Source organism: Soehngenia longivitae (assembly GCF_004684055.1).
Lineage (GTDB): Bacteria > Bacillota > Clostridia > Tissierellales > Tissierellaceae > Soehngenia > Soehngenia longivitae.
This window is the reverse complement of the sequence record NZ_SRIB01000002.1, coordinates 125,392-138,155: the sequence shown is the minus strand read 5'-3', so window position 1 is coordinate 138,155 and position 12,764 is coordinate 125,392. Positions and strand designations below refer to the sequence as shown.

At 33.6% G+C, this 12,764-nt stretch carries 14 protein-coding genes; 1 reads left to right on the top strand and 13 read right to left on the bottom strand.

Features of this window, described 5'->3' with window-relative positions; translation table 11 throughout:
* Nucleotides 1–11: 11 nt before the first annotated feature.
* Genes E4100_RS02250 through E4100_RS02235 form a run of 4 tightly spaced genes read right to left on the bottom strand, consistent with a single transcriptional unit; the run spans nucleotide 12 to nucleotide 5,912 of the window.
* Entirely contained in the window at nucleotides 12–1,148 is a 1,137-nt protein-coding gene (locus tag E4100_RS02250; protein WP_135270407.1) for a glucose-1-phosphate adenylyltransferase, read from the bottom strand.
* Between the two features lie 4 nt (nucleotides 1,149–1,152).
* Nucleotides 1,153–3,054: a 1,4-alpha-glucan branching protein GlgB gene (glgB, locus tag E4100_RS02245; protein WP_135270406.1), complete on the bottom strand. Its 1,902-nt coding sequence runs from the start codon at nucleotides 3,052–3,054 to the stop codon at nucleotides 1,153–1,155.
* A 30-nt stretch (nucleotides 3,055–3,084) separates the two neighbouring features.
* Entirely contained in the window at nucleotides 3,085–4,920 is a 1,836-nt protein-coding gene (locus E4100_RS02240) for an ATP-binding protein (RefSeq protein WP_135270405.1), read from the bottom strand.
* Between the two features lie 11 nt (nucleotides 4,921–4,931).
* Nucleotides 4,932–5,912 carry a DNA double-strand break repair nuclease NurA gene (locus E4100_RS02235; RefSeq protein ID WP_135270404.1) on the bottom strand — a complete coding sequence of 327 codons (981 nt, stop codon included), beginning with the start codon at nucleotides 5,910–5,912 and terminating at the stop codon, nucleotides 4,932–4,934.
* Nucleotides 5,913–6,017: 105 nt separating this feature from the next.
* On the opposite strand from E4100_RS02235, the gene E4100_RS09510 reads away from it, so the two are divergent.
* A complete protein-coding gene (locus E4100_RS09510; protein ID WP_135270403.1) occupies nucleotides 6,018–6,260 on the top strand; it encodes an AbrB/MazE/SpoVT family DNA-binding domain-containing protein in 243 nt (80 codons plus the stop codon).
* Nucleotides 6,261–6,293: 33 nt separating this feature from the next.
* On the opposite strand, the gene rsmI is transcribed toward E4100_RS09510, so the two are convergent.
* The 9 genes from rsmI to E4100_RS02185 all read right to left on the bottom strand — a co-directional run bounded on the left by rsmI (nucleotide 6,294) and on the right by E4100_RS02185 (nucleotide 12,689).
* Nucleotides 6,294–7,109, bottom strand: coding sequence for a 16S rRNA (cytidine(1402)-2'-O)-methyltransferase (gene rsmI / locus E4100_RS02225; RefSeq protein ID WP_135270402.1), 816 nt, complete (start codon nucleotides 7,107–7,109; stop codon nucleotides 6,294–6,296).
* 9 nt (nucleotides 7,110–7,118) lie between these two features.
* Nucleotides 7,119–7,850, bottom strand: coding sequence for a tRNA1(Val) (adenine(37)-N6)-methyltransferase (locus tag E4100_RS02220; RefSeq protein ID WP_135270401.1), 732 nt, complete (start codon nucleotides 7,848–7,850; stop codon nucleotides 7,119–7,121).
* Nucleotides 7,851–7,903: 53 nt separating this feature from the next.
* Nucleotides 7,904–8,071, bottom strand: coding sequence for a 4Fe-4S binding protein (locus tag E4100_RS02215; protein ID WP_135270400.1), 168 nt, complete (start codon nucleotides 8,069–8,071; stop codon nucleotides 7,904–7,906).
* Nucleotides 8,072–8,142: 71 nt separating this feature from the next.
* Nucleotides 8,143–9,021, bottom strand: coding sequence for a PSP1 domain-containing protein (locus E4100_RS02210; protein WP_135270399.1), 879 nt, complete (start codon nucleotides 9,019–9,021; stop codon nucleotides 8,143–8,145).
* A complete protein-coding gene (gene holB / locus E4100_RS02205; RefSeq protein ID WP_135270398.1) occupies nucleotides 9,021–10,004 on the bottom strand; it encodes a DNA polymerase III subunit delta' in 984 nt (327 codons plus the stop codon). The genes E4100_RS02210 and holB overlap by 1 nt, the downstream gene beginning before the upstream one ends.
* A 10-nt stretch (nucleotides 10,005–10,014) precedes the next feature.
* A complete protein-coding gene (locus E4100_RS02200) occupies nucleotides 10,015–10,296 on the bottom strand; it encodes a cyclic-di-AMP receptor (RefSeq protein ID WP_135270397.1) in 282 nt (93 codons plus the stop codon).
* Nucleotides 10,297–10,306: 10 nt separating this feature from the next.
* Complete coding sequence (locus tag E4100_RS02195) at nucleotides 10,307–10,633, bottom strand: cyclic-di-AMP receptor (protein WP_135270396.1); 327 nt, start codon at nucleotides 10,631–10,633, stop codon at nucleotides 10,307–10,309.
* Complete coding sequence (gene tmk, locus E4100_RS02190) at nucleotides 10,630–11,265, bottom strand: dTMP kinase (protein WP_135270395.1); 636 nt, start codon at nucleotides 11,263–11,265, stop codon at nucleotides 10,630–10,632. Before tmk ends, E4100_RS02195 begins: the two co-directional genes overlap by 4 nt.
* Nucleotides 11,266–11,276: 11 nt before the next feature.
* Nucleotides 11,277–12,689 carry an aminotransferase class I/II-fold pyridoxal phosphate-dependent enzyme gene (locus E4100_RS02185; protein ID WP_135270394.1) on the bottom strand — a complete coding sequence of 471 codons (1,413 nt, stop codon included), beginning with the start codon at nucleotides 12,687–12,689 and terminating at the stop codon, nucleotides 11,277–11,279.
* Nucleotides 12,690–12,764: the final 75 nt, after the last annotated feature.

Sequence of the window (12,764 nt, the reverse complement as noted above, 5' to 3'; positions counted from 1 at the left end):
TTTCCCCCTCCCTATTCTGCTACTACCTTGTCATTTGTTACCATGTAAATCTTATTTCCATTTTCCATACCTATTTCTTTGCCACTCTCAACTATTACACCTTCCATGACTACTGCATTGTAAACTTTTGCATCTCTTTTAATAACTGAATTAGATAGCACGACTGAATTTTTTACGACTGCTCCTTTTTCAACTATTACGTCTCCAAAAAGCACACTCTTTTCTACTGTACCTTCAATATAACATCCTTCATTTATCATAGAGTTTACAACTTTAGATGATTTGTGAATATATTGAGGAGGTAGATTTCTTGTTCTCGTATATATTCTCCAATCTCTATCATAAAGATTTAAAGTATTATCAGGATTTAATAAATCCATATTCGCTTCCCAATAGCTCTTTACTGTACCTACGTCTTTCCAATAACCTTTAAATTCCCATGTGTACATTTTTTTGTTATCTCTCAGCATAAGAGGAAGGACATTTTTCCCAAAATCGTTGTCTGAATTCTTGTCTTCATTGTCTTTAACTAAATATTCCCTAAGAGTTGGCCAATTGAACATGTATATTCCCATGCTTGCTAAATTGCTCTTTGCTTTTTTAGGTTTTTCTTCAAATTCGACTATTTTATTGTCCTCATCCACGTTTATGATTCCAAATCTCACTGTATCTTCCCATGGGACTGTAAGTACAGCGAGAGTAACATCAGCATCTTTTTGCTGATGAGCTTCTAATAAATCAATGTAATTCATCTTGTAGATATGGTCTCCTGAAAGAATTAAAACATATTCAGGGTCTAATTCATCAATAAAGTTCATGTTTTCATAAATTGCATTTGCTGTCCCTTTATACCATCTTCCACCTTTTTCTGACATAAATGGCTGAAGTATTCTTAAACCTCCTACATTTCTGTCATAGTCCCATGCTGATCCTATACCAATGTGAGAGTTTAATATAAATGGCTTATATTGAGTCAATACTCCGATATCTTCAATCCCAGAGTTTGCTGCATTGCTGAGTGCAAAGTCGATGATCCTATACTTTCCACCAAAAGGTACAGCTGGCTTTGCTAAGTTTTTAGTTAGTTCTTTTAATCTAGTGCCTTGTCCTCCTGCTAAAAGCATCGCAACGATTTTGCCTTTTTTCATAGTATCACTCCTCAGTTTTTTCTCTTAATTTCAAGTAGATTCCCCCAAGAGGAGGCAGGTCTACTCTTATGCTTTGATCTCTGCCGTGAAATGGCTCATTTTTAGTCCTGTAACTTTTTACCCTCTTAGTATTTCCTCCATACCTTTGGTGATCACTTGTGAATAATGTTTGATAAACTCCTTCTTCAAGCACTCCAATTGGGTAGTTTTCTCTTGGAACAGGTGTAAAGTTAAATATTGCGATAAGCCTCTCCCCTTTTTTATTTATTCTTTCAAACGAGATTATACTCTCTAAATAATTTTCGTGTTCAATCCATGTAAAGCCTTCATAACTATCATCTATGTCATAAAGACAGGATTCCTCTTTATATAGTTTGTTTAAATCTTGTACAAATTTCTGTAGTTTTTGGTGTTTTTCATAACCCAACAGATGCCACTCTAGGCTCTCGTAAAATCTCCATTCAATGAACTGTCCGAATTCTCCTCCCATAAACAAGAGTTTTTTACCTGGATGAGCGTACATGTATTGATATAAAAGTCTTAGATTTGCAAATTTATCTTCATAATAACCTGGCATTCTATCGATTAAAGACTTCTTCCCATGGACAACTTCATCATGACTTAAAGGCAGAATGTAGTTTTCTGAAAATGCATACATCATGCTAAAAGTGAGAGCATTGTGATGGTCTTTTCTAAAGAGAGGATCAAGTTCCATGTATTTTAATATGTCATTCATCCAGCCCATGTTCCATTTGAAATTAAATCCAAGTCCACCTTCATCGACTGGATATGTAACTTTTGGCCACGCAGTCGATTCCTCTGCGATCATCATTGTATCTGGGTAGTACTTGAAAACTGAAGAATTTAATTTCTTTATAAATTCTATAGCTTCTAAATTTTCCCTTCCTCCATAAATGTTTTTTAAATCCTTTCCTCCAAAGTCTAAGTAGAGCATATATGCAACAGCATCTATCCTAATCCCATCTATGTGATAATAGTCATGCCAGTAGATAGCATTGGATATCAAAAATGAATGGACTTCAGGTTTAGTGTAATCAAAGTTCAGAGTACCCCATTGTTCGTTTTCTGCTTTAGCTCTATCTAATGATTCATATAGATATGTCCCGTCAAATCTAGCCAATCCAAAATCATCTTTGCAAAAGTGAGCAGGTACCCAGTCTAATATAACGCCTATGTCGTTTTTGTGACATTCGTCAACAAAATACATAAAATCTTTAGGTGTTCCAAAGCGACTTGTTGGTGCGAAATACCCTGTGGTCTGATACCCCCACGAAGCATCGAGAGGGTGTTCTGTTATAGGCAATAACTCTATATGTGTATAGCCCATTTTTTTAACATAATTCACTAACTCTTTAGCCAACTCTCTGTAAGAGTAAACTACCCCTCCTTCTTTTTGTTTCCAAGATAGTAAATGGACTTCATAGATCGAAATGGGTCTGTTGTATAAATTTTTCCCTCTGTTTTTTAGCCATTGTCTATCATTCCATTTGTATCCTTTTATATCAAATACTTTTGAGTCAGTAAATGGTCTTGTATCTGAATGAAAAGCAAAGGGATCAGCTTTATATCTTACCTCTCCTTGCTCTGTTATAATTCTGTATTTGTATTTGTCATATTCTTCTACTCCTTCAACTGCTATATGCCAAAGACCGCTGTTACTTATTCTCTGCATTGGAAGGGAGGTTTCGTCCCAATCGTTAAAATCTCCAGTCAAATATATTTCTCTCGCTCTAGGTGCCCACACTACAAATCGGTATCCATGAAAATACCTCTTATTATATGGGTGTGCTCCCATAAATTCATAAGCTTTGTAAAAGGTACCTTCGTGAAATAAATAGGCGTCCAGTTCCCCTTCTTTAGGATAGTGATATTTTAAATCCCTCATTTTTCACAGCCTCCTTAGTGACAATTAAAATTAAAGTTTGGTATACATATACCCAAAAGGAGTGTTTTCTCTTCCTATTAGGTTGTTTTTATAAAGATTTTCTAACTTTTGTATTAATTCATCTTGTGTAAAAGTGATTTTTTCATCTCTTTCTATTTCAATGATTGTATTTAAAAGATCTGTTCCCAAGATAGGGAGTTTATCTGATATTATTCTCATAAATTTTTCGTCACCTTCATTTTTTTTCTGTTTTAATTCATCAAATGGGTTTTGAGTATGAGGGCTTATTGTATATGCAGCTCTTATTCTTGCAAAAATCGTACGTCCCACAACCGCTGAAGATATAAAAACATCGCCTGTCCTTAAATAGGGTAATCTTTTAGCTTCTTCACTTGTTATATCAGTTTCTTCTTTTATCGTATCTATGTCCGATGCACGCACAGTCCTGAAAATGAGTTTTGTGTTTAATTGTGCAGTAATAGTCTCATCTAAAAGCGTAGGTCTTTGAGTAGCAAGAGCTAAAAACACACCGTATTTTCTTCCTTCTTGAGAGATTTCTTTCAATATAGATTTTGAAGGGGACTCATATCCCTTTGGTGCAAAATTATGTGCTTCATCAGTTACCACAATGAATGGCGGAAAATAATCTGCTGCAGCTTTTTTATATTGAGCATCTTTGTATTCTCTTCTCTTATGGTAGATATTGTTTAATATATATGTGCTATATACTTGTAAAATTCTCGTGCTCCCTTGTATGATAACTAAGAATCCTTCCTTTAAATAATTCTCTATATCTCTTGAATCTTTTGAAAATATCCCCTCATTGTATAACCTTCTCAATCTCCATAAAATGCCTTTTACAGAGTTATATGGACAAGTTTTGTCATATTGTATGAAAAGGTCTTTCCTTACTTCCCAAGCCTCTTTTTCATCATTATTTTTAGCATTTTCTATTCTTTGTTGTATCCTCTGGACAGAGCCTTCTTCCTGTGCTTCTGTGAGTGCTTGTAATCTGTTAGAAAAACTCAAGTATGAATCTTTGTTTTTAAATAGTACATCCACGACATTGTTCATGGCATCTGATAAAGGACTTGAAGCATCTAGTAAATTTTTTAAATCTCCAGCAGTTAAATCTTCAAATTTAACTCCTACGTGTACTCCTACTTGAAGGCATTTAAAGCTGCCATTAAAATCTCTTTTCTCATCTTTAAAATAATCTGGGCAGTCCGAAAAATCCATTTCGTAGTGAGGGTCTAATACAATTGTCGGAATTTCTTTTTGCATAAGTTCTTCTAATAGCACTCTAAGCCCAAAAGATTTTCCCGATCCAGAACCGCCAAACACCCCGATGTGTGGGTACTGATGCATTGATTTTAAATCCATTATAAAGGGAATTTCTCGTTGTTTTACTAGCCCTCTTTCTTCAAAAGTGTAGAGAAGATCTTTAAATTCATCTTCGCATTCGTCATATAGACTGTCTGTATTTCTGATAACCCCTAAGACTAGTCCTTCTTCTTTTTTAGTTCTAAGCATCAAGTTTTTTATTTCGCTAAATTTAGGTATTCGCACATCAGAACCAGTTTCAACAGGGTATAGCGCTTCTTCTAGTAACCTCAGTTTAGCAATATATATTGTTTCTTCATCCACATCGTATCCAAGCGCTTTCATGCTTTCTATAACTGAGGCATCTACGAAATCCCCATACACATTTAGTGGTATATATCTGTTAAAAGTCTGAGCTTCTACTACCTCAGCTATTAGATCTCCTTGTTTATCTTCCACCACTAAAAACTCATTTATCCTGAAATTTCTATCCTTTGAGCCCACATAAAATTCTTGCTGTGTTGTTATGCCCAATACTTTCATTATTTCACCCCTTAAAGATTTCTCTTGTCTCTTTCTGACACAAACAATCTCTCGTATATATCTTTATCTAAGTATCTCTCTAGAAGAGCTTCAATTAGATCATCGGTTATTTTTACTTCTTTATCTACAATATCAAGAAATAGTGGAACCCCTCTCGAATTTTCCGGAGTTAAAGTTAGTATGAGCTTTGCCATATCAAATAAGAGATTTTTTTGTTCCTCTATTATATCAATTCCGACAACGTTAGGGCTTAATGAACTCCTTATAAATCCAGAGCTAAATCCACTTTGTTCCTTCTTGTTTAATTCGTCGTATATAGTTAACATCTCTTTGTATTGGAGAAGGCCAAAAAGTATTTCTCTATCATATAATGGCCCCTTTAAGTCTTTATACTTACTTTTTAACTCTTCACCTATTATTTTAGTTTTGATATCTTTTATCGTTCCAAATAAAATCACATCATTTAATAAGCAATATTCAACTAACTCTTTCCAAAGCTCTTTTGCGTAGATCGTATATCGTATAAGTCCCCCATCCATCACTAAAGCGTAAGGTGCCCTTTTTTTTACGCTTTGAAGTGCTGTTTTTACTTCGATTTGAGCTAATCTCCTATTCTTTTCATCGGTTTCTTCTTCATCTTGAAGTGGATTTTCCTTTATTTCTGATAATATAGGCGTGTATATATCAGTGAGATACACATCTTCTACATCTTGGTTTGTCGATTTAGCGAGTCCTTGATATAACTCTATGTAGTGAGGAAAACTACCCCCTTTTCTATTTGTAGAGCCATCTACAGCGACTATTCCACCTTTGTCTTTTATTTTAGACAATTCTCTGTCACTGAGTTTTTCTAATTTTATTATTGAACCAATATTTTCTTCTAAAAAAGTTTTCATATCAAAGTCATTATTTAATATTGGAGAATATTTTCTTGCGATAGCCCCATTTAAGTCTGTAAGTTTTGTTTTTAACTCATTGTTTATAGAAAACATATCCACACCTACTTTAATATATTATTACGAAAAAGCATTGACTTTATTTTACAAATATGTTAATATTATAGTAAGAAGTTATGTAAATCCACAGGAGGTGGTAATATGAAATCAACAGGTATAGTTAGAAAAGTTGATGAGCTCGGCAGAATTGTAATTCCAATAGAGCTGAGAAGAACTTTAGACATAGCCGTCAAGGATTCTTTGGAAATCTTTGTAGAAGATGACAAAATAATCTTAAGAAAATTCTCTCCTTCTTGTGTTTTCTGTAATGAAACTAAAGATGTCATCGAGTATAGAGGCAAAAATGTATGCCCAAATTGCATTAAAGAATTATCCAAAAAGTAGGTCATAAAGCACTTAGAAATAAGTGCTCTTTTTTTATTTGTCTAAACTCACTTTATACACTTTATTTTTTGGCAAGTTGAATTCCTTGGCTACCATTTCAACCGCTTTTTTGTTTGATACACCTTCTGCTCTTAACTTTTCTAATTCAGCTTTTATATCGATTTCTTTTGCTTCACTTTTATAGCCTTCTACTACTACTACTATTTCACCTTTTAATTCTCTGTCTTTAATATCTAAGAGAATTTCACTTATTTTACCCCTTAGTGTTTCTTCGTACACTTTAGTCAACTCTCTCGATAAAGAAATCGATCTGTCCCCAAATATTTCTTTCATGTCTTCTAAAAATTCAATTATCCTATGCGGTGCCTCATAAAACACTGTTGTCCTTTGTTCTTCTTTTATTTCTATTAGTCTTTTCTTTCTCTCATTGGCCTTTGATGGTAAAAAACCTTCAAAGCAAAATCTATTTGTAGGTAATCCAGATTTTACTAATGCCAATAGAAATGCACTTGGTCCGGGTAACACGATCACATTTATATTTTCTTCAATGGCTAGCCTTATGAGTTCTTCGCCTGGGTCAGATATACCAGGCATACCTGCATCTGAAATTAGAGCAATATCTAAGCCCTCTTTTAATTTATTGATTAAATAATCACTTTTTTGTGTGATATTGTACTTGTGGTAGCTAGTCATTGGTTTTTTTATTTCAAAATGATTTAATAGCTTTATAGAATGTCTCGTATCCTCTGCTGCTATCAAGTCAACTTTTTTCAAAGTATCTATTATTCTAAATGTCATGTCTGTTAAGTTCCCAATAGGGGTTGGACAAATATATAATGTTCCTGCCATTTTTATCTCCTATTTATACATTTCCAGTAATTCTTTAGTGTATTTCCCATCCTCATCATATACTGATAATTCATTTAATATTTTTAATTCTTTATTGCCTCCTTTTACGCCTTCAACTAAGAAAAGGTTTGGGCTTAAAGAGGGCTTTGGTTTTACCATTCTCATGCACTTAGGTTCAATTTTATAATGCCTCATAAAGTAAATCACATCTACCATTCTATTTGGTCTATGTATCATAAAAATTTTTCCGTTTGGTTTTAATAAATAATTAGCGATTTCAATTAGTTTTTCCAGTGATATGTAAATCTCATGTCTAGCTACTGCATGATTTTTACTTTCATTTATCAAAGCATTCCCCAATTTCATATAAGGCGGATTAGTGATTATGGTGTCAGCACATGATTTAGGAAATAGACTGGGTAAATTGTTGATATCTTCATTTATCAATTCTATTTTATCAGTTAAGTTGTTAATCTCAATGCTCTTTTTTGCGAGTTCATAAACTTCTTTTTGTATTTCTATCCCATATATCTTTTCTATTTCAATTTTGTTTGCAATTCTCAATGGTATAATACCATTTCCTGTGCCTAAGTCAAATACTACCCCTTTTGGCTTTGAAAAGCTTGAAAGAATTATGGAGTCAACTCCAAATGAGAAACTATCTCTATCTTGATATATCTTATGATTTGTTCCTGGCACATAATCCAATTGTATATTTCTTAAATCTTTTTTTAAATTCATATTTCTCTCCTATACACAAAAAGACCCAAACGGGTCTTTTAGTTTAATAAGTACTACTCTGGTTGTGGTGCATCAACTGGGCAAACACTAGCACAAGTTCCACAATCAGTGCATTTTGCTGGGTCTATAACATAGATGTCGCCAGGGCTTATTGCTCCTTCTGGGCATTCTGGTTCGCATGCCCCACAAGCGATGCAGTCTTCATTAATTACATATGCCATTTTTTTACACCTCCAAAATGATTTATTATCTGACTATATTCTAACAGAAAAGCAATAAAATTAAAAGTATATTATTCTTCTAATAATTTAATTTCTTCATCTGTTTTCTCATCTGCTTTCCTATAACTTTGATCAAATTTATCAGTGATTTCAATATCTTTTAAATCAAAATGTAATAAATCTTCTGTGCCATCTTCTAATTTCACTTTGGCCTTTACTTTACTTTGTATGGTTTGCCTATCTACTACTACTCCTTCACCTAGTTCGGTTTTTATGATTTGGCCGATTTCAGGCATACCTTTCAGTATATCTTTATATGCTTCTTCTTCATACTTTAAGCAGCACATAAGTCTCCCACATAGTCCTGATATCTTTGTAGGATTCAAAGACAAGCTCTGCTCTTTAGCCATATTAATTGAAACCGGTGTAAATTCAGATAAAAATCTAGAGCAGCATACAGGTTGTCCACATGGCCCGAGTCCACCTACCATCTTAGATTCATCTCTGACTCCAATTTGTCTTAGTTCAATTCTCATCCTGAAAATAGAAGCTAAATCTTTAACTAATTCCCTAAAATCTACTCTTCCATCAGCCGTAAAATAGAATATAACTTTATTTTCATCAAAAGTGAACTCAGCGTCTATCAATTTCATATCTAAACCATGTTCTTTTGACTTCTCTTCGCATATCTTCAAAGCTTCTTTGGCTTTTTGTCTGTTCTCTCTATATTTTTCGAAGTCCTCATCTGTTGCAATTCTGAGTACTTTTTTAAGCGGTGCTACTATTTCAGATTCATCAACCATCTTTGAGCCAATAACAGCTAGTCCAAATTCTATTCCTCGAGCTGTTTCAACTATGACAAAATCATTCATTTTTATATCTAAATCATCTGGATCGAAATAATAAATCTTGCCAGATTTTTTAAATCGAACTCCAACTACTTTTACCATCAATACTCCTCCTGTATGTTAAAAAATAATGTCTCTATCAAGAGCTCTCTATTTACATTTAAATCAATGCTCTCTTTGGCATAATATATCTTCTCTATTATATCATTTATTTTCCCAAATTCCAAAATTGAATGTTTTTTAATGAACTCTAATTTGTCTTTATTTATCAAAAGTTTGTCATCTTGAGTAAATTTGTAAAAATAAATATCCCTAAGGTGTAAAAGAAGTATTAATAGTACATCATTTGCAATTTCTTTTGTTTTAGTGAATCTTTCGCTCAACTCAAACACCATGTATTCTCGTCCAAAAATACAGTTATCTACTAAGTTTATTACATCATCCCTTAGCTTAATGAACTCCTCTGATTTAATAAGCTCAAAAGCTCTGCCAATAGACCCTTGAGAGAAGTCTGCTATAAGCTTAGCTCTTTCTAGAGGAACATTTTCTCTTTTTATCAGATATTCTACCATGTCATTAACATTGATAGATTTAAAATGAATTTTCTCGGCTCGAGATAGTATTGTGTTTAAGAGCAGTTTAGAGTTGGAGCTTACAAGTATTAGATTTATGTAAGTTGGCGGTTCTTCTAAAGTCTTTAGAAGTGCATTTTGACTTTCTTTATTCATCTTTTCAGCATCGTCAATTAAAATGACTTTTTTAGCTGATTCAAATGGACTAAAGGAAATCTCTTTAATCAAATTTTCTATTTCATTTTTTCTTATCATGCCATTTGTAGGAGAAATCTCCAAATAATCAGGGTGAGACCCAGATTCAAATTTTCTGCAAGAGCTGCAAACTTCGCATGGTCCTTCATATTTTTTACTCTTACATAATATATGTTTTGCAAATACCTTTGCAGTGGTCTTTTTGCCTATTCCTTTTTCGCCTTCAAAGAGGTAAAAATGGCTTACATGATCATTTTTTATAGCTCTTTGAAGGCTTTCTATCTCTATTTTATGCCCAACAATATCATCGTAATTCATTCTCTCACCATTAAAACTTTCTATAGTCCTCAACAGGTATGATAAATAAATTTGCGGCTACTTTTACTTCTCCTTTGTCTGATTTTACATTGTTTTTATTAGAGTGCTTTCTGAATATCTCCTCTACAAAATCGACTTTGTCATCTTCAGAGCCAATCAAAAGTGTGGTGTTCCCTGATTTTAAAAATCCTCCCGTGGATGCTAATTTTGTAACTCTAAATTTATTATCTGTTAACTCCCTTATTACTTTATTTGCATGTTCATCCTGTATTATAGCTATGATTAGTTTCATAATATTCCTCCTAGACTCGCATGTATTTTTCCACTTCCACTATAAATACAGTTGCTCCTCCTACTCTAACTTCCAGTGGGTAAGGCATATAAGTGTCTCCTGGCATAGTCACAGTGAGAAGTGATGTGGTTATATCGCGTGTCTTGCAATTATCTTCTATTATCTTTAATACTTCATCTACTTTATCATCTTCTACTCCACTTAAAAGTGTTGTATTTCCTGCTTTTAAAAACCCTCCTGTGGATGCTAGTTTTGTAACCCTAAAGTCTTTATCCATGAGCTCTTCTATTAAGCTAGGTGCATCTTGATCTTGAACTATGGCGATTATAAGTTTCATTCTAATCCCTTCCTTTCCTTAAGAAGTGTATCTATAAGTTTTACTACATCCTCATACACCTCTTTGATTGGTTTTTTAGCATCAATTATCTCGACATTCTCGGGATACATTTTGATTATCTCTTTATAGCCTTCATAAACTCTTTGATGAAATTCATTCCCTAATAGTTCCAACCTGTCCCCACCGCTTTTTGTCTTTCTAATAATGGTAAGAGTCGGATTGCAATCAAAAAATATGATTAAATCAGGTTTTATTCCTCTGAGTCCAAATTCATTTATCATCTTCACTCTTTCTACTCCAAGTCCTCTGCCTATACCTTGGTATGCTAGACTTGAAAATAAAAATCTATCGCACACAACAACTTTTCCTTCTTCTAAGCTTGGTAATATCTTTTCATGTACATGTTGAGCACGAGAGGCTGCAAATAGAAGAGCTTCTGTTTCTGCACCCATTGCCGAATTTTTATTGTCAACTATTATATCCCGAATTTTCTCACCAATTTGAGTTCCGCCAGGTTCTCTGGTTATGGTATAATTTGTACCCAGTTTTTTAAAATACTCTCCAAGTAAATTGGCAATAGTTGACTTTCCTGAGCCATCTGGTCCTTCAAGTGTAATAAATAAGCCTTCCATTTAAACAGCTCCTATTCTACAACCACTATGCTATCCTTGTTTTCTCCCATAAGTCCGACTACTTCTATGCCGTTTTCCATCAAGAAATATAGATGTTCTGATATCTCTTTAGTTATTTCTTCTCCTGGAACCATCAATGGAATCCCAGGTGGATATGGGATAACAGGAGCTGCAGCAATCTTACCAACTGCATCTTCTATTTTTAATTGTTGTTTTGAACTAAAGTATGCTTCATAAGGTAATGTCCTAACCTTAGGAGTTGGCATTTTTATGCTTACTCTGTTGATTTCTTGATATGGTTCATTTTTAGCTATTTCTTCAATGGCCTTTATTGCTTTTTCAAAATCCTCTTCTGTATTCATAGCACTTGTTAATATTAATGCATAGTAATAGTCTGCCATCTCTAGCCTTATATTATGCTCCTTGTACATCTTCTTTTTTAAATTTGCTCCAGTCATTCCATCTATACTTATGAGTAGTTTGGTATTGTCCTTAGCATAGATTGTTTCATCATTTATATCGCCAGTAAATACATTTACTCTGTCTATTTTCTTTAATCTTTCTATTGTCTCATCAATTTTTCTTATCGTATAATCAAGCTTTTGTCTTCCTTCGCCGTCCATATACGCAATTGATATCTCATTTGACAATGTGAATAAATACGATGGGCTAGTAGTTGTAAACAATTGAAATCTATCTCTTAATTTATTTAAATCTATCCTATCAGATCCAACATGAATTAATGAGGTTTGCGTAAAGCTTGGTAAGGTCTTATGAGTGCTCTGAATTACTATATCAGCTCCTGATTCCAACGCTGACATAGGCAATTTATCTGAAAATGTTAGATGTGGCCCATGGGCTTCATCAACCATCAATATCCTGTTGTGTTTATGCACTATTTCTGCTATTGTCTTTAAATCTGAGCAAACTCCATAGTAATTAGGGTATGTCAAAACAACAGCTTTGATTGTTTTATCATTAGCCAAAGCTTCATCAATATCTTCTGGATATACTCCTGTCAACACATTGTAATCTTTATTGTAATTTGGATAAACATAAACAGGGTTTAATCTATTTATAATCAAAGCATTGTAAACTGCTTTGTGACAATTCCTCTGAATTAAAACTTTATCTCCAGGTTTTGTTATTGCGGCAAGGCTTATGTGTATACTCCCAGTAGAACCATTTACTGCATATATAGTCGATTTTGCCCCGAATACTTTTGCAGCATACTCTTGTGATTCTTTAATTACTCCCCTTGGTTCAAGTAAATTGTCCATTCCTTCCGTTTCTGTTGTGTCAATGTAAGGAATGTATTTGCCCCACTCAATAAGTGAATTTCTGCCCTTATGTCCTGGCATGTGGAAAGACACACTATTTTCTTCCATTAGTTTTGTTAATGCTTCCAATACAGGTGTTTTCATCTCTAATTATCAACCTCCTAAAATATGAGTTACTAAACAACGTTTTAATTATAACTTATGTCTTACTAAAATTAA